Below are 19,024 nucleotides of genomic sequence, written 5' to 3' on the forward strand. Positions count from 1 at the left end.
TCCCGCAGCCGGGCGGGCCGTACAGCAGCAGCCCCTTGGGCGGCTTGAGGCCGTGCTCGCGGAACAGGTCGGGGTGCAGGAACGGCAGCTCGACGGCGTCCTTGATCTGCTCGATCTGCGCGGCGAGCCCGCCGATGTCGGTGTAGTCGACGTCCGGGACCTCCTCGAGCATGAGGTCCTCGACGTCGGAGCGCGGGATCCGCTCGAACGTGAACCCGGTGCGCGTGTCCACCGTGAGTGCGTCTCCGACGCGTACACCGGTCTGCGCCAGCGGTCCGGACAGCCGCAGCACCCGCTCTTCGTCGGCCCTCCCGACCGCGAGCACGCGTTCGTCGTCGAGCACCTCCTTGACGGTGACGAGCTCGCCGACCGGCTCGTACGCGCCGGCCTCCACCACGGTCATCGCCTCGTTGAGCTGGACCTCCTGGCCGGGTCGGAGGTCGTCGACCTCGACGCTCGGCGCGACGCCCACACGCAACTTGCGGCCCGAGGACATCACGTCGATCGAGCGGTCCTGGTGCGCCCTCACGAACACCGCGTAGGAGCCCGGCGGTTTGGTCATCTCCTCGAGCTGGGCGCGCAGCTCGACCAGCTGGGTGCGTGCTGCTGTCAGCGACGCGACGAGACGCTCGTTCTTCGCCGCGAGGTCGACCAGCCGCTTCTCAGCGTCGCGGCCGCTGCCGCCGATCCTGCCGGGGACCTGCTCAGTCATGCCCTCAACGATAGGTCAGTCCTGGGGTTCGGGCGCGGACGTCTCGCCCGTTGAGGACTCATCGCGGCGCTGCCGGTCGGCCTCGTGGCCGCGCAGCACCCGTCGCAGCTTCTTGGCCGAGGGCTCGCGCTCACCCACGTCGGCGGCGAGGTCCGCGGTCTCGAAGTCGTTGACCGGCTCGCTGTAGGCGCCAGGTGCTGGCCGACGGCGTCGGATCGGCGCACTCACACCCGGCGCCATCTTGCGGGTGGTCACCAGGAAGCCGGTGTGGGCCACCATGCGGTGGTCCGGCCGCACCGAGAGCCCCTCGAGGTGCCAGCCGCGCACCATCGACTCCCACGCGACCGGCTCGGTCCAGCAACCGCGCGCCTTGGCGTCCTCGGCGAACCTCGACAGCTGCGTGGTGGTGGCCACGTAGGCGAGCAGCACCCCGCCGGGAGCGAGCGCGTGCTCCACGGCCTCGAAGCACTCCCACGGTGCCAGCATGTCGAGCGTCACGCGGTCGACCGAGCCGGCCTCGACGGCCTCGGGGAGGACGTCCTGCAGGTCGCCGGTCCGGAGCTCCCACGCGGGGTGGGTGCCGCCGAAGAACGTCTCCACGTTGCCGCGTGCGATCTCGGCGAAGTCCTCGCGCCGCTCGATGCTCAGCACCGAACCGGCCTCGCCCACGGCCCGCAGCAGCGACAGCGTCAGCGCCCCCGAGCCCACGCCGGCCTCGACCACGCGCGCCCCGGTGTAGATGTCGGCCTGCGTGACGATCTGGGCGGCGTCCTTGGGGTAGATGACCGCGGCACCGCGTGGCATCGACAGCACGTAGTCCGCCAGCAGCGGCCGCAGCGCGAGGTACTCGACCCCGCCGGTCGTGCTGACCACCGTGCCCTCCGGCGCGCCGATCAGCTCGTCGTGGCCGAACGACCCCTTGTGCGTGTGGAACGTGGTTCCCTCGCGCAGCGTCATCGTGGTGAGCCGCCCCTTGGGGTCGGTGAGCTGCACGCGCTCGCCGTCACGGAACGGACCGCGGCGCATCTGGGCACCGATGGGGGCAGTAGTCACGGTGTGTCACCTTACGGCTCACGCAGCGGGCCGGCGTCTCCGCCCCCGACGCCTCCCACTGGAACGAATCGTGCGCTCGATGGCGGTGCAACCGGTTGCCACTGGGGGCGGCAGCGTCGACCGCACGATTCGTTCCCCGTCAGCGGGGCAGGCGGCGGCTGGCGTCGACCACGTCGACTGCGCCGAGAGCACGGCCGTCGAGGCCCACGAGCACCACGAATCGAGCACCTGCACGCGCGGCGCGGGCGAGCTGCCCCACTGCTGCCGACCCCGTGTGCGTGGTCAGCAACGCCTCGGCGGGCAGGCCGCTGGCCACGGCTGACAGCGGCGTCGTGGCGATCGCGTCGGCTGGCACCGCCTGCACGGCGGTGGGCTGCACCCAGGCGACCGGACGACCATCGGGACCCGAGAGGAGCACGGCTGTGCCGCCGTCGACCCCCCGCAGTGCGGTGAGCGGTGCGTTCTGGTCGAGAACGGCCACGGGCACCGCCCATGCCATCAGATCGACGTCGCGTGTGGCGCGGCGAGCCGTCGCTACCCGCGCCGCCCCTGCTGCCCCTTGCCAGAGCATCGAGGCGATCAGCAGACCCCAGATCAGCGTGAACCAGTTCTGGGTCCCCCGGAGCGCGCCGAGGTACAACGCAGCCAGGCCGACCGCCACCGCCACCCCCTGCCCCACCCGTGCGGCGACGAGAGTGCCGAGATCCCGGTCGCCGCGGAGCCGCCACACGAGCGCTTCGAGGAGCCGCCCGCCGTCCATCGGCAGCGCCGGGATCGCGTTGAAGACCGCCACGAAGACGTTCGTGAACGCGACCGCCGACAGCACCAACGCGGCAGCGGGAGAATCCACCGCGGAGCTTCCCGCGGCGAACGCCGCAGCCAGCACCCCGTTGGTGGCCGGACCCACCGCAGCCACGAGCGCCGAGGCACCCGGGCGCCCGATCTCGTCATGGAACGAGGTGTGACCGCCCCAGAGCGAGAGCACATACTCGCGCACGGGGATGCCGAGCCGCTGCGCCGTCAGTCCGTGCGCGAGCTCGTGCGCGAGCACGCTGAGTGCGAGCAGAAGCGGGATGCCGGCCGCCACCAGGGCCGCCGGCAGCAGCTCGAGGCCCAGCACGCGGGCAACGGTCGGCGTGAACATCACCAGCAGCACGGCAGTGATCAGCGCCCAGCCGGGCGTGAGAAAGATCGGAACGCCGCGGATCGACCCGACCCGCAGCCCGGGCTTACGCACCGATGAGGTCCACGACGGCCCCGGCCGCGATCGCCTCGAGGTCGGCGACCCCCACCCCGGCGAGCGTGGTCATCCGGCTGCGGCCCGGCGCGGGCGGCAGCGGCACGTGAGCCTCGACCGCGAGCAGCCGCGCCCCGGCGGCCTCGGCGGAGGCGACTCCCGGCGTGGAGTCCTCGATCGCGATGCACCGAGCGATGTCCGCACCGAGGTTTCGCGCTGCCGTGAGGTACGGCTCTGGGTGCGGCTTGCCGCGCGTGACCGCGTCACCGGTCACAACGGTCGCGAAGATCCCCTCGGGGAGGTGATCGAGCACCACGTCGACCATCCGCTTCCAGGACATCGTCACCAGGGCGCACGGGACGCCCGCCTCGTACAGCGCGAGCAGCAGCTCGCGTGCTCCGGGACGCCACGGCACACCGTGGCTGTCCATCCGGTCCAGCACCGCGTTGATGAGCGTGTCGACGATCTCCGGCACCGACAGCGTGAGCCCGAACCAGTCGCGCAGCAGCTCGGCGCTGTGCGTCAGAGACTGCCCGATCATCAGCGGGAGGATCGCCGGGTTCCAGGTGGCCCCGGCGCCGGTCACCAGCTCCTTCTCCGCTGCCAGCCAGTACGGCTCGGAATCGACGAGCGTCCCGTCCATGTCCCACAGCACGGCAGCGAGCGTGCGACTACTCGGATCAGGCACGGACAACGCGACCTCCAGCGGCACTGTGCACCCGGGCGGCACACCCCATGAGGTTATCCGCCCGGCCTCACCGGCGGCGCCGCCGCCGGTTCAAGACGTAGGCGAACGGGCCACCGAGGCCGAACAGCACCGTGCCGATGGCAGACGCGACGATCATCGTGCCCCGCGCTCGGTGCCCGGTGTCCATCCCGTCGAGCACCAGCAGCAGGAGCGCGAGCGATCCGGCACCCATCAGGAGGCTGCCCGCCAGCAGCAACCGTTGTCCGGCCTGGGTGTGAGGCCCGGCGAGCTGCATGAAGCCGATCAGGGTGCAACCACCGAAGAACAGCGCCGCCAGACCTCCGATGGCGATCTCCCCGAACCCGATCACCACGAGCCCCGCCACCACGAAGATCGCCGAGAGCACGGTCATCACCATGTCGCGCCGGCGCGACCGTCGCTCCTCCTTCGCGATCCAGTCAGGCATCGAGCTGATGCTATCCGGCGGGTCGCAGCCCTCAGGAACGGTGAGGGCGCACCACGTTCTAGGCTGGAGCGGTGACCACACCTCGTCACGCTGCAGAGCGTCCCGAACTCCCGCCCGCGATGATGATCGCCGCGTTCGAGGGCTGGAACGATGCCGGCTCCGCCGCGTCGTCGGCCATCGCCGTGCTCGCGGAGGCGTGGCGCGCACGGGAGGTGCGCGCGCTCGATCCGGAGCCGTACCACGACTTTCAGGTGAACCGCCCGGTGCAGGGCCGGGACAGCGAGGGCAATCGCACGCTCGACTGGCCGGACACCACGGTGTCGATCGCGCTGAGCCCTACCTTGGGGCGCAGCGTGGTGCTGGCGCAGGGCACCGAGCCGTCGATGCGGTGGCGCAGTTACTGCAACGAGTTGCTGGACGCCGCCGAGGAGCTTCGAGTCGGCACGCTCGTCACGGTCGGTGCGTTGCTCGCCGACGCCCCGCACACCCGCCCCATCCCGGTGCAGACCTCGTCGGACGACCCGCAGGTGCAGGCGCTGCTCGGCGTCGAGGGCAGCGATTATGAGGGGCCCACGGGCATCGTCGGCGTGCTCGGCCATCTTGCGGCAGAGCGTGGCATGCACACGCTCTCGGTGTGGGCCGCCGTCCCTCACTACGTGGCGCAGCCGCCCTCCCCCAAGGCCACGCTCGCGCTGCTGTCCGCGCTCGAGGAGGTGCTCGGTGAGCCGGTGCCCACCGGGGACCTGGCCGAGGATGCCGAGGCATGGCAGCGCGGTGTCGACGAGCTCGCCGCCGAGGACCCGGAGATCGCCGAGTACGTGCGTCAGCTCGAGGACGCCAAGGACACCGCCGACCTCCCCGAGGCGTCCGGCGAGGCGATCGCCCGCGAGTTCGAGCGCTACCTGCGCCGCCGCGGCGGCGAGTCGGGCAGAGCGCACGCACGTCGCCCGCCGAGACACCCGACGGCGGGGCGGCCGGCGTCATCGGGGCGTTGAGAATCGCCGCCGGTCTCGGCGTCATGGCGGTGCTCGGTCGCACGCTGGCGACCGGTCGGGAGAGCGTGCTCGACTACCTCGGGTACTTCACCAATCAGACCTCCCTCATCGCCGCGCTGGTGCTGATCGCCCAGGGCGGCATGGTGCTCGCCGGCCGGCGCATGCCCGCCGCACTGGTGCTCGCGCGAGCGGTGATCACGGCGTGCCTGCTGGTGGTGGCGGTCGTCTACAACACGCTCGTGCCCGGCACCGGGTCGGCGCCCGCCTGGGTCAGCATGATCCTGCACCTGCTGTTCCCACTCGTGGTCACGCTGGACTGGCTGCTCGTCGGGGATCGTCCGTCGCTGCCGTGGCGGCGACTGTGGCTCGCGCTTCCGTACCCGCTGCTGTGGCTGATCGTGGTGCTGGTGCGCGGCGTCACCGACGGGTGGGTGCCCTACGGGTTCCTGCTGCCCGAGCGCGGCCCCGGCTCGCTCGCCGTCCACGTCGCCGGTCTTCTCGGTGCGCTCATCGCGGCCGCAGCCCTCGTCTGGGCCGGCAGCCGCCTACGCGGGCGCTGGCTCCGCGCGCCGACAGCCCGCTGATGAGGGAACCACTGATCAATGCTGCCCTGCTGCGCGATGCCCATGCACGCACCTGGACACCGCTCGCTCACGGGCCCCATCGATCAGCAGCTCCCTAGATCGACACGCCCAGCAGCGCCGAGACGGCCCCGATCACAGCCTTCCCGCGGCCCGGCCGCGCAGCCCAGGCATCGACGACGGCGACGGCGGCCGGCGTGCTGAGGTCGTCGGCGATCGCAGCGCGGATCTCAGCGATCGTCGCGGATTCGTCCGCGTCACCGGCGAGGTGCGCGGCGTCCTGCCAGCGCTGCCAGCGGCGGGCAGCGGCGTAGAGCTGCGAGGTCGTGTACTCCCAGTCGGTGCGGTAGTGCTGAGCGAGCAAGGTGAGCCGGATGACATCGGCGGGGACGCCGTCGTCGAGCAGCTGACTCACGAACACGAGGTTGCCGCGCGACTTGCTCATCTTGTGACCGGCGTAACCGACCAGACCGGTGTGCACGAACGACTCGGCGGGGTGCTGGCGGCCGGTGACCTCACGCAGGTGCGAGGTGGACATCTCGTGGTGCGGGTAGACGAGGTCGTATCCGCCGCCCTGCACCGTGAAGGGGATGTCGAGGTTGGCCTTCGCGATCGCGGCGCACTCGATGTGCCACCCGGGGCGACCCTCCCCCAGGTCTCCGCCCGGCCAGGAAGGCTCGCCCTCGCGGCGGCCGCGCCACAGCAGCGGGTCGCGCGGGTGCCGCTTTCCGGGCGTCTCGGGGTCGCCGCCGCGCTCAGCGAACAGGCGATCCATCTCGGCGTCATCGAGGTGTCCGATGCTGCCGATCAGGCTGTCGGCGGACAGGTCCGCGTAGACGTCGTCGCCCACCACGTAGGCCGACCCGGTGCGCAGCATCTCGGACACGGCCGAGACCACGAGATCGACTGAGTCCACCACGCTCACGTAGTGGTTCGGTGGGATCACGCGCAGCGCTTCCATGTCGCCGCGGAACTTGCCGATCTCCGCCTGGGCGAGGTCCTGCCAGTCGACGCCGGTCTCGTTCGCCCGATCCAGCAGCGGGTCGTCCACGTCGGTGACGTTCTGCACGTAGGTGACCTCGAGCCCCGCGTCGCGCCAGGCGCGGATCAGCGTGTCGAACGCCACGTAGGTGGCGGCGTGGCCCAGGTGGGTGGAGTCGTACGGCGTGATGCCGCAGACGTACAGTCCGGCGCGGCCTCCTGAACCGGCTAGCTCGCGCACGCCGCCTGCGGCGGTGTCATGGACGCGGGGAGCGAGACCCGGCCCCTCGATCTCGGGCACCTCGGGGGCGTTCCAACTCTGCACCTTCCGAGCGTAACCGGACCCGCCGACAGCGTTCGCCTACGACGGCGGCATCGCCTGCAGCGTTCCGGTCAGCAGCAGCACCACAACCACCGCGGCGAGCCCGATCCGGTACCAGACGAAGCCCCAGTAGGAGTAGGTGGAGATGATCTTGAGGAAGGCGATGATCACGAGGTAACCGACCACGAACGCGACCAACGTCGCCACCAGGGTGGCGACCAGACCCGCGTCGCCGCCGCTGAATCCGCTCTTGAAGAGCTGGTAGAACCCGGACCCCAGCACTGCCGGGATCGCGAGCAGGAAAGAGTAACGGGCCGCAGCCTCGCGGGTGTAGCCGAGCAGCATCCCCATGGTGATCGTTCCTCCGGAGCGCGACACTCCGGGGATCAGCGCCATCGCCTGCGCGAGGCCGAACAGGATGCCGTCCCGCCAGGTCAGCTCCTTGAGCGTCTTCTTCTTGGCCCCGACCTTGTCGGCCCAGCCCAGCAGCAGCGCAAAAGCCGCGAGCAGTGCCGCGGTGATCCACAGGTTCCGCAGAGCGTGCTCGATCGCGTCCTGGAACAGCAGCCCGAGCAGCACGATCGGGATCGACCCGAGGATGACGAGCCAGCCCATCCTCGCGTCCGGGTCGTCGGAGGGCAGCTGCCGCTTCCATGGTCCGACCGGCAACGACTTCGCCCAGTGGCTGATGATGCGGGCGATCTCACGGCGGAAGTAGATCACCACCGCCGCCTCGGTGCCGATCTGCGTGATCGCGCTGAAGGAGGCACCGGGATCGGCGCCCAACAGCTCGCCCACGATGCGCAGGTGCGCGCTGGAGGAGATCGGCAGGAACTCGGTCAGTCCCTGGATCAGACCGAGGATCACCGCATCGAGGAAGGACACGGCCGCCAAGGCTAACCTGCTCGGCATGGAGCTGAGGCGGTTGGGGCGTACCGGGTTGCGCGTGTCGGAGGTCGGTCTGGGCACGATGACCTGGGGCCGGGACACGGACGAGCACGAGGCCGCCGAACAGCTCAGGGTGTTCCTCGACGCCGGCGGGTCGCTGGTGGACACCGCCGCCACGTACTCCGACGGCGGCGCGCTCGACATCATCGCCGCGCTGCTGCGTGACGAGGTGCATCGCGACGACGTGGTGCTCGCCGCCCGCTCCGGGGTGGCCGACGGCCGCGTCGACGCTTCCCGGCGCGCGCTGCTCAGCTCGCTGGAGGAGACGCTGCGTCGCCTGGGCACCGACCACCTCGACCTGTGGCTGGTCCAGGCGCCCGACCCCGGCACGCCGGTGACTGAGACCGCCGCCACGCTCGCCCACGCGGTGGAGTCGGGCAAGGTCCGCTACGTCGGTCTCGCGAACCACGCGGCTTGGCAGATCGCCCAGGTCGCCACGATGCTCGACGGCGGAGCGGGGCTGGCTTGTGCGCAGACCGAGCTGTCCCTGCTCAATCGCTCGGCAGAGGCCGAGCTGGTGCCGGCCACCGAGGCACTCGGGATCGGCGTGATCGGCTGGTCGCCGCTGGGGCGTGGCGTGCTCTCGGCGAAATACCGACACTCGGTGCCCGCCGACTCGCGCGCGGCCTCACCGCACCTGCGCGGGTTCGTCGAGCCGTACCTCACTGCGGAGGCCCGCAGCGTCGTCGAGGCCGTCGCGACCGCAGCCGACGGTCTCGGTCGGGCGCCTGTCGAGGTCGCGCTGGCCTGGGCGCGCGACGCGCCGGGCGTCAGCAGCGTGGTTGTCGGCGCCAGGACGCCCGCTCAGCTGCGTGGCGCCCTCGCCGCCGATGACCTCGATCTGCCCGACGAGATCCGCGACGCGCTCAACGAGATCACGCAGCCCGGCTGAGTGTCAGTCCCGGTCGTCCGGGTCGTCGTCGTCATCCGACTCGCCGTCGTCGTCGTCCGAGTCGTCCTCGTCGTCTTCGTCCTCGTCGTCGTCGAGGTAGAACGGCGTGTCGACGCCGGTCTCCTCGTACAGCGCCTCGTCGTAGGCGTCGAAGGCGTCGGCGAGAACGGCCGCGGCGTCGAGAACCGCGTCGGCGTCCGGGTCCTGCTCGGCACTGGCCGCGTCAAGGTGGGCGCGGAACGCGGCGATGAGCTCATCGAGCGCCGCACTCGGATCGGTGGCCATGGTCGTCAACTTAGCGTCCCCCGATCTCCTGGGACAGCCCTATACAGTGATCGCCATGTCGCGTCACCACCACACGCGCTCAGCGGCGTCGTACGAGGTCAAGGTCCTCACACTCCCCCGCACCACCTCCCGTGGAGACGTCAGGCGGCTCCTGACCGAGGAAGCCGAGTACGGCAAGTGGGAGCTCGCGCGCCTGTGCCTGTACGTGGGGGGACACCGCAAGGTGTGGTTGCGGCGCAAGATCATCCGCGTCAGCTCGACTCTCTGAGCCGCACCCGATCACGGAAGCGGCAGCGCCCTCAGCAGGTCTGCAGGAACCTCCGCAGCACCCGGACGCCGAACTCCACCGACTCCACCGGCACCCGTTCGTCGACGCCGTGGAACATCCCGGCGAAGTCGAGCTCGGGCGGCAGCCGGAGCGGAGCGAAGCCATATCCGGTGATGCCGAGCCGCGCGAGCGACTTGTTGTCGGTGCCGCCCGAGAGCATGTACGGCAGCACGGCCGCGCCAGGGTCCTCGGCGTCGAGCGAGGCCACCATGGCGTCCACGAGATCGCCCTCGAACGGCACCTCGAGCGCGATGTCACGGTGGATGTCCTCGACCCGCACGCCCTCACCAGCGAGCTCACGGATCGTCGCCATCACCTGCTCTTCCTGCCCGGGCAAGAAGCGCACGTCCACGGCGGCGCTCGCCTGTCCGGGGACCACGTTCGCCTTGTACCCGGCATCGAGCTGGGTGGGGTTGGCGTAGTTCGCCGTGGTGGACCCGACGAACTTGCCCATCGGCCCGAGCGCCGCGACCAGATCGGTGACCGTGCTCGGGTCCTGCGGGTCGAACCGCTTCCCGGTGAGGTCGGCCACCCCGGTGAGGAACGCCGTCACGGTGGTGCCGAGCGAGGTCTCGAACCGGTGCTCGCCGATCCGGGCCACCGCCTGGGCAAGCCGGGTCACGGCGTTGTCGGTGTTGACCTGGGACCCGTGGCCGGCGGTGCCGTCGGCGACCAGCCGCAGCCACGCGATTCCCTTCTCGGCGGTCTGCAGGAGATAGGTACGGCGCCCGTCGAGCTCGATGCTGAAGCCACCGACCTCACTGATCGCCTCGGTGGCACCTTCGAACCACTCGGGGTGGTTGTCCACGACCCAGCCGGCGCCCATCTTGCCGCCGGCTTCCTCGTCGGCGAAGAACGCGACCACGAGGTCGCGGGCCGGCTGCCAGCCGCTGCGCTTCATGTCGCGCACCGCGGCCAGGATCATCGCGTCCATGTCCTTCATGTCCACGGCACCGCGGCCCCAGATCATGCCGTCCATCTCGTCGCCGCCGAACGGGTCCATCTTCCAGTCGCTCGCCTGCGCGGGCACGACGTCGGTGTGTCCGTGGACCACCAGCGCCGGCCGGCTCCGGTCGAGGCCGGGGATCCGCAGCAGCACGCTGCCTCGCGTCGGTCGCGACTCCAGGTACGTGGGGTCGTAGCCGACCTCGGTCAGCAGCTCCATCACCTTCTCGGCGGCGGCCCGCTCGCCGGGTCCCGAGTCGTCGCCGTAGTTGGAGGAGTCGATCCGGATCAGCTCACGGCAGATGCGTACCGCATCCGCCTCGGGCGTGAGGTGCTCAGTCATGGGTCAGCTTTCGACGGCGGAGCAGGGGTTCGATGTCGGCGTCACGCCCGCGCAGGTCCCTGTAGGACTCGAGCGGGTCGCGTGAGTGACCGCGAGAGAGCAGCGCGGCCCGGAACCGCTCGCCGGCCTCCCGGTTGAGTCCGCCGTCGCCGTTCTGGGCGACCTCGCCGAACCACTCGACCGTGTCGGCGTCGAGGACCTCGCTCCAGATATAGGAGTAGTAGCCCGCGTCGTAGCCACCGCCGAAGGCGTGGTTGAAGTACGCCGTGCGATAGCGCGGCGGCACCTCGGCGAGGTCGACCCCCGCGCCTGCCAAGGCGCGTTCCTCGAAGGCGAGGACGTCCTCCACTTCGGTCGGGACGCCGTCGGGAGTGAGGGTGTGCCACGCCTGGTCGAGCAACGCCGCGGCGAGGAACTCGGTGGTCCGGAACCCTTCGCCGTCGGACTGCGACGCGAGCAGGGCGTCGAGCAGCTCGGTCGGCAGCGGCTCGCCGGTGCGGTGGTGGCGGGCATAGCTCGCAAGGATCTCCGGGTGGGTGGCCCACATCTCGTTGACCTGCGAGGGGTACTCCACGAAGTCGCGCGGCACGGCGGTACCTGAGAGCGACGGGTACGTCACGTTCGAGAGCAGCCCGTGCAGCGCGTGTCCGAACTCGTGGAAGGCGGTGTTGACCTCGTCCCAGGTGAGCAGCGTCGGCTCGCCCGCGGCCGGCTGGGTGATGTTGAGGTTGTTGACCACGACCGGCAACTCACCCGTGAGGTGCGACTGCTCGGACAGCGAGTGCATCCAGGCGCCGCCACGCTTGCCTTCGCGCGCGTAGTAATCGGCCACGAACAGGCCGCCGTCGCTGCCGTCGGGGCGGGTCACCGCGAACACACGCACACCGTCGACGTAGCCCGGCAGGTCGGGCCGTTCGGTGAAGGTGAGCCCGTACAGCCGCTCGGCTGCGAGGAACACACCGCGCTGCAGCACGTTCTCGAGCTCAAGGTACGGACGCAGGGCCGCCTGATCCACCTGGTACTTCTCGGACCGGACCCGGTCGGCGTAGTAGCCCCAGTCCCAGGCGCGGAGCATCTCGCCGGGGTGGTCGGCGGCGAGCGCCTGCTGCAGCTCCCCGGCCTCCTCGCGGGCGTTGCGGACCGCCGGTGCCGCAAGCTGGCCGAGCATCGCACTGACAGCGTCCGTGGACTTCGCAGTACCGCCCGCTGCCACGTAGGCGGCGTGATGGGGGTAGCCCAGCAGCTGTGCCCGCTCCGCACGCAGCCGTGCCAGCCGCAACACCAGCTCGCGCGTGTCGGTGGCCTCGTCGCCACCCCAGCCACGTGCCACCGAGGCCGTGTGCACCTGCTCGCGCAGCGTCCGATTCGGGCTCTGGGTGACCAACGGCTGCGCGGTGGGGAGGATGAAGGTGACCAGTGCGCCGTCGAGATCGCGATCGACGGCGGAGCGACGCAACCCCGAGACCGTCTCCTCCCCGAGTCCCTCGAGCAGGCTGTCGTCGGTCACCGCGACCGCGGCAGCTGCCATTCCCGCGGCCGCACGCTGGGAGAACTCGGTCTCCGTGGCGCTGATCCGGGAGTTGAGGTCCTTGAGGCGGGTGGCGGCATCGTCGTCGAGGGTGATCCCGGCGCGCTCGAAGTCCTGCAGGTAGCGGTGCAGCAGCCAGGCCGTCTCCTCGTCGAGATCGTCGGGCAGGCTCTCGCGCAGCGCGACCAGGCGCGCGTAGATCCGCTTGTCGAGGTAGAGCGTGTCGCGGTGCTCGGTCATCTTGGGGGCGAGCTCGGTCTCGAGCGCCCGGATCTCGTTGTCAGATGCCGAGTTGGCCAGCGTGTAGAGGGGCCAGTACGCGTGGCGCAGCGGTCCCCGGGCACGTTCGAGCCGTTCCAGGGTCGAGGCGAGGGTGCGTGCCTCGCTGTCCGTGGCGATCTCCTCCCAGAGGGCCTGCTGATCGGCCATCGCGGCCAGCACGGCCTCCCGCATCTGCGGCAGCGAGAGGGACGGAAAATCGGGGAGGCCGGCCTCGAGGCGCGGCAGGACTGGGGTCTCTGACGGGGTGTTCATCGCCAGCCATTCTGTCCGATGAATCGTGTGCAGGGGCGTGCGTCGGCGGGCACGGACGATGTAGCATGAGAGCCGGCCGAGACTTTTTCCCGTCCCCCTCGGGAACTCGAGCACTCGGCCCAGCAGCGATGAGTCGTCGGCCCCCCTCCGAACGACCGTCGCGCGGTCAGCCCCGGTGCTTCCCCCAAGTGCCGGGGCTGACTACTTTCCGGGCGGTTTCTCAGATTGATCCTGTGATCGTGTTCACAAACCTGTCACATCTCCCCTACATTCTTGGGGGTGCCTGCCGACGACGCAGGTGCCGTCAGAGAAAGAGGAGACCCCTTGATGAGTCGAGTCGCTCGAGAACGACGTCGCCATCCGGCGCGACGAGCCAGTGTCACCGTAGGCAGCGCAGCCGCGCTGCTGGCCGCCACGCTGGTGCCGATCACCGGTGCGTCTGCGGACAACGCGGACACCACCGATCTGGGAGATGCCGCTGATCACGGCATCAGCGGTGTCACCGACACCTTCATGCCCGCTGCCACCTCGCCTACCGGCGCCTGGTTCGTGCAGCTGGAGGGCGACCCGACCACGCAGGGCGGCTCCAGCGTCGCCATCGCCAGCAGCCAGGACGAGTTCACGGAGACTGCTGAGGAGCTCGACGTCGACGTCGATGTCCGGCAGACCTTCAGCACGCTCTGGAACGGCGTCGCGATCGATGCGAGCGACGAGGATGCCGCGGTGCTGAGCACGGCGGAGAACGTGGTCGCCATCTACCCGGTGCTCGAGGTGCAGGCGCCCACGAGCCCGCCGCCCTCGGTCCCCGACATGGTCAACGCGCTCGGCATGACCGGCGCCGACATCGCGCAGTCCGAGCTCGGCCTGACCGGTGAGGGAATCCGCGTGGGCGTCATCGACACCGGTGTCGACTACGACCACCCTGACCTGGGTGGCTCGGGTGTGGACGACCCGGCCAACTTCCCGAACGACCGTGTGGTGGCCGGCTATGACTTCGTGGGCGACGACTACAACGCCGATGACAGCGCAGCCGACTGGCAGCCGATCCCCCACCCCGATGCCGACCCGGACGACTGCCAGGGTCACGGCACGCACGTGGCAGGCATCGTCGGTGCGAGTGGTGATCCGGCCGAGGGCGGTGTGCGCGGCGTCGCACCCGACGCGCAGATCGGCGCCTACCGCGTGTTCGGCTGCACCGGTTCCACCACGGCAGACATCATGCTCGCGGCGATGGAGCAGGCGCTGGCCGATGGCATGGACGTGGTCAACCAGTCGATCGGCTCGGCGTTCTCGTCCTGGCCGCAGTACCCGACGGCGGTCGGTAGCGACAACCTCGTCGACGCCGGTGTGGTCATGGTCGCCTCGATCGGCAACGAGGGCGACCTCGGCCTGTACGCGTCCGGCGCCCCGGGCGTGGGCGAGAAGGTCATCGGTGTGGCGTCCTACGACAACACGATGATGACCGGTGCCGCGATCTCGGTGGACGACCAGTTGATGGTCTACATGGCGGCGACTGCCTCCCCCGAGCCGCCCACCTCGGGCAGCCTGCCGGTGAGCGTGGCCGGTGAGCCGGGGACCGACGCTGGTCGCTCCTGCGACGGCATCGAGGCCGACCTGGCCGGGACCGTGGCGCTGATCCAGCGTGGCGCGTGCCCGGAGGGTGTGTTCGGCAGCAGCTTCTACGAGAAGGCCCTGAACGCGCAGGAGGCCGGCGCCGCGGCGGCGATCATCTACAACAACGTCCCCGGCCTGCTCAACCCGACGGTCGAGGGCGAGATCGAGATCACGATCCCCGTGATCTTCATCGACCTCGAGGATGGTCTCGCGATCTACGAGAGCGCGATCGACGACGACGGTGCCGAGATGGTCTGGACCGCCGAGACCGCGCAGGCACCCAACCCGACCGGTGGCCTGGTGAGCGCCTTCAGCTCGTTCGGGCTGGCCGCCGACCTGTCGCTGAAGCCGGACCTTGGCGCTCCGGGTGGCTCGATCTGGTCGACGCTGCCGATGGAGCAGGGCTCGTACGGTTCCAACTCGGGTACCTCGATGGCGTCCCCGCACGTCGCGGGTGCTGCCGCCCTGTACCTGCAGGAGCACGGTGACGCTGAGCCGGCCGATGTGAGGGATGCGCTGCTCAACAGCGCTGACCCCTCGCTGTGGTCGCTCAACGACACGATCGGCCTGCTGGAGCCGGTGAACCACCAGGGTGCGGGTCTGCTCGACATCGACGACGCGATCCTGGCCAGCACCGTGGTTTCGCCGAGCAAGCTGTCGCTCGGTGAGAGCGAAGGCGGTCCGGTGACGAACACGATCGAGGTCACCAACAACGGCACCGCTCCGGTCACGTACGAGATCACGTACGAGGACGCGATCACCACAGGGCAGAACCCTGCCGACGGCGACTCCGCCGATGTACCGGGCTTCTACTACGACGACTCGATCGTGGAGGCGCCGGAGTCAATCACGGTGAACCCGGGTCACACGGAGTCGTTCGAGGTGTCGATCAGCCCGAGCGAGGCGTTCGACCTGGCTCAGTACGGCGGGTACCTATACCTGATCAACGGTGACGAGCAGATCTCGATCCCGTACGCGGGCTTCGCGGGCGACTACCAGTCGCTGCCGGTGCTCACGCCGGGTGACTACGGGTTCCCGGTGCTCGCGGCACTGGACACCGACGCGTGCGAGCGGCTCGTCGGGGTCGACTGCACCGTGGGCGGGTCGTGGGACCTCGTGGAGGCCGGTCAGGTCTACTCGATGGCCGACGGCGACGTGCCGACGATCCTGGCTCACCTGGACGCCCCGGCGTCCAACCTGACGATCGACGTGTACCAGGCGAACGAGGACGGGACGCGCGGTGACAAGGTGCACCCGCGGTTCTACAACTACCTGGACACCGATTTCGTCGGTCGGACCGGCGGTGGCCCGAACGTGTTCGTGCCCTACACCTGGGACGGCACGGTGAACCACCGCGAGAACGATCGCGCGGTGCCGGACGGAGACTACGTCCTGGTGCTGTCGGTGGTGAATGCTCTGGGCAACCCGGAGGTCACCGACCACACCGAGTCGTACGAGACGCCGGCGTTCACGATCGACCGTGACGGTGACGGCAACCCGCCGCCACCGCCCGCCGAGACGCCGCTCGAGAAGCTGATCAAGCTGCTCGGCAAGATCCTGGCGAAGATCGTCTGCAAGATCCTCGGGGTCTGCTGACACACCCCTGAACGAGGCCCGCCCGGTCCCCACCGGGCGGGCCTCGTCACATGCGGAGGAACCCGCTCCGGCGTGGTATCTTTTTCGCCGTTGTCCTGCGGCTCGTAGAGCGGCAGACAACCACTCGTCCGGGTGGCGGAATTGGCAGACGCGCTAGCTTGAGGTGCTAGTGCCCTTTATCGGGCGTGGGGGTTCAAGTCCCCCCTCGGACACAGACAGAAGTGGCGGAGTCCCAGGGGGCCCCGAGAGCGCCGGGCCGTCGCATCCAGGTACCTCGGTGAGCCCACGGCACCCTCAACCTCGTCGAGGTCGCCGCCCTCCTCGGCACCGACCGGCGCACCGCCTCACGTGGCGCCGAAGCAGGCGAGATCCCACACCGCAAGATTCACGGGGCACGGAAGCTGTGGAAGGCCACCAGCCGTTCGAGATGGCTCGTTGGTCGCGTCGCACGAAACTCAAGGGACTGCGGTGTCGCAACCGATGCCGGCTCGCAGTTCACGAGTCTGCGCTAAGGCGAGCGGCTGGCCGAGATCGGCGCCGTCCGGTCGATCGGAAGTCGGTGACAGCCACGACAACGCCCTGGCCAAGACCGTGACAGCGACCACAGAGACTGAGCTCACCCGCGGACCCGCGCGGTGAGGGTCGTGGCGCACCGTCGACGACGTCGAACTCGCGACTCTCGGCTGGGCGTATTGGCATCACCACCACGCTTCGAACTCACCGCCTGTCGAACCTCCGTAGCGCCTACCGATGCGGCGAACGCGGCATCTGCCCAAAACTGGATGCTAGATGAGCGAACACAGAACACGCGCCCGAGCGACCACTGCGAAAGACCACCCGCCCACACGCGCTCCGCAACAACGCCCTGTCAGCGGCCCCCAGTCAATCGTTTCCCTCCCCGGTCTCGCCGTCGGAGCAGATGACGCACCGGCTGAACGCCGGGCCGACGCCATGGCTGACATGGCGATATCCCGATCCCGCTCATGGGACAGCACCCCCGGCAACCGGGTTACCCCGCGCCAACCATCTGCGCTCTCCACCCTGCGGCGCGCACCCGGCCCAGGCAACGCCGTCGACGCTGCAGGTGGGACGCTATCCGCCGAGACGAGCAAGACGATTACGGACCGCCTCGGTACCGGGTCGAGGCTCCCGATCTCGGTCATGCGCCGCATGGAAGCGGGCTTCGGCACCTCCCTCAACCATGTACGCATACACACAGACGAAGCAGCATCCCGGCACAACGAGCACGTATCAGCCAGCGCCTTCACCCTCGGCAACGACATCTTCTTCGGTGCCGGTCAGTACCAACCGGACGACCCAGTCGGAGAGCACATGCTCGCCCATGAGATCGCACACGTCCTCAGCGAAGGGCAGCCCACGATACGGCGGGTAAGGGTCGGGCTGTCAAACTTCGCCTCGAAACACCAGGAGCAGAACCAAGACCACCTGCGCGGTAAGGGAGTGCCGATCTCGGCCGACGCGGCTGCCGCGGCGATCTGGCTCGACCACAATCACGACGAGGATACCGCCCGACTGCTTTCGACGGACGATTTCGAGGCTGTTCGTCTACAAGCAGCATCATTCCCGACAGTCCCGGTCCAAGACCTGGTCATCGCTGTTCAGAGGCTCATCAGCAGCCCTCCAAGCCTCCTGACGGACCCATCGAAAGACCCTACGCAGGACAATGACATCACCTGGTCGCCCGTCAACGATAACGGTGACGGAACCGGTGTCCTCGCCCACTACCTTCCAGGCCGGAAACACGCAGATGGATCGGATGCCGGAGGCTGGCAGCAGTCAGCGATCGTTCTCGCTAGGCGCTCTGACAGCACAGGAACTTTCTACGTCCGCGGCCATCTCCTCAACCGTCACCTTGGGGGACCTGGCCTGAACTACAACCTCGTGCCGCTCACCGGCAGGGCCGGCCACGGAGGGAATAATGCCAACAAAGCACATTCGGCAATGTTCGAAGAAGTGATCAAAGAGAAGTACGAGAAGTTGGGAGCCACCCAGGAGGACAGGGTGACTCAGCTGTCGTACCAGGTCAACGCGCACTGGTCGCAGAGCCAGCGGCCGGCGACCCCAACGTTGACGAACATCACTGAACAGCTCACCGAAGGGCTTCGGCAGTGGAGGGACTGGGCAACCAAACCCAAGACGGGGCCGGGAGGAGCGCCCCTCGACACTTTCCTCAGCGACGACATGCAAGTGACAAAGGCGCTCCTCGAGCAGGGGCACCCACAAGCGGTGGTCAACAACTACATGGACGCCGCGCAAAGGCGGGAGACGTGGGCCGCGAGCGAGTCGGTCGAACATCTCACCCTGCTATCGAAGCGCCTCGACTCATTTCCGGACGGTCAGGAACTGCTGGCTGCTATTGCGGCAGAGCCGCTGCTGGAAAAGTTGGCCTCCACGGTGACGGCAGACCTCGGCTCCGTGTCCGCTGCCAGTTGGTACGACCTCAAAGACAGGGTTGAAGGCAATTTGAATCTCTGGCTCACAGAAGAAGAAGTCGTTCCGAGCGCCCTAGAGGTACTCGCTAAGTTCGTGCAGTATGGACAAGTCCAGACTCTCGGCCCCGAACGGGTGGCTGTGATTAAGCCAGACGAGCTCTTCAGCCCCTATTGGCATGTGCGCGCGTCGTCATTCTGACGACTTCGGCCTCGACGATTCAGCACCCAGGCCTACGAGTGTCGAGACCAATGACGGCGATCGCAGAGTCGCCGGCTCGAAGCGACAGCCCACAGAAGGGTCTCCCTCGACCGCACTTGCAGGCGCCACCGGAGGGTGTGACCTGGGACGCGTGACCCGAGGTCACGCCGACGGCACCTCTCCCGAACCGGGACATCGGCGATCGACGGTGTCCCGACGTCGTTCCACGTGGTTCATCTGCCGCGCCGCCTCAACCGCGAGATCTCGCTTGCCCGCTCGGCTGATTCTCACTGCGAGCTTGAGTAGCGTGGAGGGCTCGCCGGC

15 protein-coding genes, 1 tRNA gene and 2 pseudogenes are annotated in these 19,024 nt (G+C 69.2%); 8 read left to right on the forward strand and 10 right to left on the reverse strand.

From position 1 onward, the window contains the following. The 5 genes and pseudogenes from ACOJSN_RS14880 to ACOJSN_RS14900 all read right to left on the reverse strand — a co-directional run. A pseudogene (locus tag ACOJSN_RS14880) lies at positions 1–712 on the reverse strand (proteasome ATPase); the annotation flags it as partial. Between the two features lie 15 nt (positions 713–727). Further along, positions 728–1,738: a tRNA (adenine-N1)-methyltransferase gene (locus ACOJSN_RS14885; protein ID WP_420113312.1), complete on the reverse strand. Its 1,011-nt coding sequence runs from the start codon at positions 1,736–1,738 to the stop codon at positions 728–730. 166 nt (positions 1,739–1,904) lie between these two features. Next, positions 1,905–3,002, reverse strand: a complete 1,098-nt coding sequence (locus ACOJSN_RS14890; RefSeq protein WP_420113276.1) for a site-2 protease family protein — start codon at positions 3,000–3,002, stop codon at positions 1,905–1,907. Continuing rightward, positions 2,995–3,690, reverse strand: a complete 696-nt coding sequence (locus ACOJSN_RS14895) for an HAD family hydrolase (RefSeq protein WP_420113277.1) — start codon at positions 3,688–3,690, stop codon at positions 2,995–2,997. The genes ACOJSN_RS14890 and ACOJSN_RS14895 overlap by 8 nt, the downstream gene beginning before the upstream one ends. Before the next feature lie 67 nt (positions 3,691–3,757). Then, positions 3,758–4,156, reverse strand: a complete 399-nt coding sequence (locus tag ACOJSN_RS14900) for a hypothetical protein (RefSeq protein WP_420113278.1) — start codon at positions 4,154–4,156, stop codon at positions 3,758–3,760. Positions 4,157–4,275: 119 nt separating this feature from the next. Between ACOJSN_RS14900 and ACOJSN_RS14905 the strand changes: the two genes are divergently transcribed. Together ACOJSN_RS14905 and ACOJSN_RS14910 are read left to right on the forward strand one after the other, a co-directional pair. Then, positions 4,276–5,151: a PAC2 family protein gene (locus tag ACOJSN_RS14905; RefSeq protein ID WP_420113313.1), complete on the forward strand. Its 876-nt coding sequence runs from the start codon at positions 4,276–4,278 to the stop codon at positions 5,149–5,151. After that, entirely contained in the window at positions 5,148–5,735 is a 588-nt protein-coding gene (locus ACOJSN_RS14910; RefSeq protein ID WP_420113279.1) for a Pr6Pr family membrane protein, read from the forward strand. The genes ACOJSN_RS14905 and ACOJSN_RS14910 overlap by 4 nt, the downstream gene beginning before the upstream one ends. Before the next feature lie 94 nt (positions 5,736–5,829). Here ACOJSN_RS14910 and mshC read toward each other — a convergent pair whose 3' ends face one another. Next, a complete protein-coding gene (mshC, locus tag ACOJSN_RS14915; RefSeq protein ID WP_420113280.1) occupies positions 5,830–7,038 on the reverse strand; it encodes a cysteine--1-D-myo-inosityl 2-amino-2-deoxy-alpha-D-glucopyranoside ligase in 1,209 nt (402 codons plus the stop codon). Between the two features lie 36 nt (positions 7,039–7,074). Beyond that, the gene (locus tag ACOJSN_RS14920; protein WP_420113281.1) at positions 7,075–7,920 is read right to left on the reverse strand and encodes an undecaprenyl-diphosphate phosphatase; all 846 of its coding nucleotides are present in this window, start codon (positions 7,918–7,920) and stop codon (positions 7,075–7,077) included. A gap of 25 nt (positions 7,921–7,945) precedes the next feature. On the opposite strand from ACOJSN_RS14920, the gene ACOJSN_RS14925 reads away from it, so the two are divergent. Continuing rightward, positions 7,946–8,875 (forward strand): aldo/keto reductase, encoded by a 930-nt coding sequence (locus ACOJSN_RS14925; protein ID WP_420113282.1) that lies wholly within the window; start codon positions 7,946–7,948, stop codon positions 8,873–8,875. A gap of 3 nt (positions 8,876–8,878) precedes the next feature. Here ACOJSN_RS14925 and ACOJSN_RS14930 read toward each other — a convergent pair whose 3' ends face one another. Continuing rightward, entirely contained in the window at positions 8,879–9,160 is a 282-nt protein-coding gene (locus ACOJSN_RS14930; RefSeq protein ID WP_420113283.1) for a DNA primase, read from the reverse strand. A gap of 55 nt (positions 9,161–9,215) precedes the next feature. Between ACOJSN_RS14930 and ACOJSN_RS14935 the strand changes: the two genes are divergently transcribed. Then, complete coding sequence (locus ACOJSN_RS14935; RefSeq protein WP_420113284.1) at positions 9,216–9,428, forward strand: DUF5703 family protein; 213 nt, start codon at positions 9,216–9,218, stop codon at positions 9,426–9,428. A 31-nt stretch (positions 9,429–9,459) separates the two neighbouring features. Here the strand turns inward: ACOJSN_RS14935 and ACOJSN_RS14940 are convergent, their stop codons facing one another. Together ACOJSN_RS14940 and ACOJSN_RS14945 are read right to left on the reverse strand one after the other, a co-directional pair. Then, positions 9,460–10,776 (reverse strand): M20/M25/M40 family metallo-hydrolase, encoded by a 1,317-nt coding sequence (locus tag ACOJSN_RS14940; RefSeq protein ID WP_420113285.1) that lies wholly within the window; start codon positions 10,774–10,776, stop codon positions 9,460–9,462. Beyond that, positions 10,769–12,838 carry a M3 family metallopeptidase gene (locus ACOJSN_RS14945; RefSeq protein WP_420113286.1) on the reverse strand — a complete coding sequence of 690 codons (2,070 nt, stop codon included), beginning with the start codon at positions 12,836–12,838 and terminating at the stop codon, positions 10,769–10,771. The genes ACOJSN_RS14940 and ACOJSN_RS14945 overlap by 8 nt, the downstream gene beginning before the upstream one ends. A 327-nt stretch (positions 12,839–13,165) precedes the next feature. Between ACOJSN_RS14945 and ACOJSN_RS14950 the strand changes: the two genes are divergently transcribed. The 4 genes and pseudogenes from ACOJSN_RS14950 to ACOJSN_RS14965 all read left to right on the forward strand — a co-directional run bounded on the left by ACOJSN_RS14950 (position 13,166) and on the right by ACOJSN_RS14965 (position 18,700). Further along, complete coding sequence (locus ACOJSN_RS14950; protein ID WP_420113287.1) at positions 13,166–16,048, forward strand: S8 family serine peptidase; 2,883 nt, start codon at positions 13,166–13,168, stop codon at positions 16,046–16,048. Between the two features lie 126 nt (positions 16,049–16,174). Beyond that, positions 16,175–16,260: transfer RNA gene (locus tag ACOJSN_RS14955), tRNA-Leu, on the forward strand. Between the two features lie 212 nt (positions 16,261–16,472). After that, positions 16,473–16,789, forward strand: a pseudogene (locus ACOJSN_RS14960) (IS3 family transposase); the annotation flags it as partial. Positions 16,790–17,008: 219 nt separating this feature from the next. Beyond that, positions 17,009–18,700, forward strand: coding sequence for a DUF4157 domain-containing protein (locus tag ACOJSN_RS14965; RefSeq protein ID WP_420113288.1), 1,692 nt, complete (start codon positions 17,009–17,011; stop codon positions 18,698–18,700). The last annotated feature ends 324 nt before the right edge of the window (positions 18,701–19,024 follow it).

Source organism: Pseudactinotalea sp., assembly GCF_048594945.1.
In the GTDB taxonomy this organism is placed as follows: domain Bacteria; phylum Actinomycetota; class Actinomycetes; order Actinomycetales; family Beutenbergiaceae; genus Pseudactinotalea.

Bases quoted from the DNA above. Each gene is read 5' to 3' on its own strand.
- ACOJSN_RS14885 (WP_420113312.1), bottom strand. From the start codon at position 1,738: ATGCGCCGCGGTCCGTTCCGTGACGGCGAGCGCGTGCAGCTCACCGAC.
- ACOJSN_RS14900 (WP_420113278.1), bottom strand. From the start codon at position 4,156: ATGCCTGACTGGATCGCGAAGGAGGAGCGACGGTCGCGCCGGCGCGAC.
- ACOJSN_RS14965 (WP_420113288.1), top strand. From the start codon at position 17,009: ATGGCGATATCCCGATCCCGCTCATGGGACAGCACCCCCGGCAACCGG.
- ACOJSN_RS14950 (WP_420113287.1), top strand. From the start codon at position 13,166: ATGAGTCGAGTCGCTCGAGAACGACGTCGCCATCCGGCGCGACGAGCC.
- ACOJSN_RS14935 (WP_420113284.1), top strand. From the start codon at position 9,216: ATGTCGCGTCACCACCACACGCGCTCAGCGGCGTCGTACGAGGTCAAG.
- ACOJSN_RS14905 (WP_420113313.1), top strand. From the start codon at position 4,276: ATGATGATCGCCGCGTTCGAGGGCTGGAACGATGCCGGCTCCGCCGCG.
- ACOJSN_RS14930 (WP_420113283.1), bottom strand. From the start codon at position 9,160: ATGGCCACCGATCCGAGTGCGGCGCTCGATGAGCTCATCGCCGCGTTC.
- ACOJSN_RS14925 (WP_420113282.1), top strand. From the start codon at position 7,946: ATGGAGCTGAGGCGGTTGGGGCGTACCGGGTTGCGCGTGTCGGAGGTC.
- ACOJSN_RS14940 (WP_420113285.1), bottom strand. From the start codon at position 10,776: ATGACTGAGCACCTCACGCCCGAGGCGGATGCGGTACGCATCTGCCGT.
- ACOJSN_RS14945 (WP_420113286.1), bottom strand. From the start codon at position 12,838: ATGAACACCCCGTCAGAGACCCCAGTCCTGCCGCGCCTCGAGGCCGGC.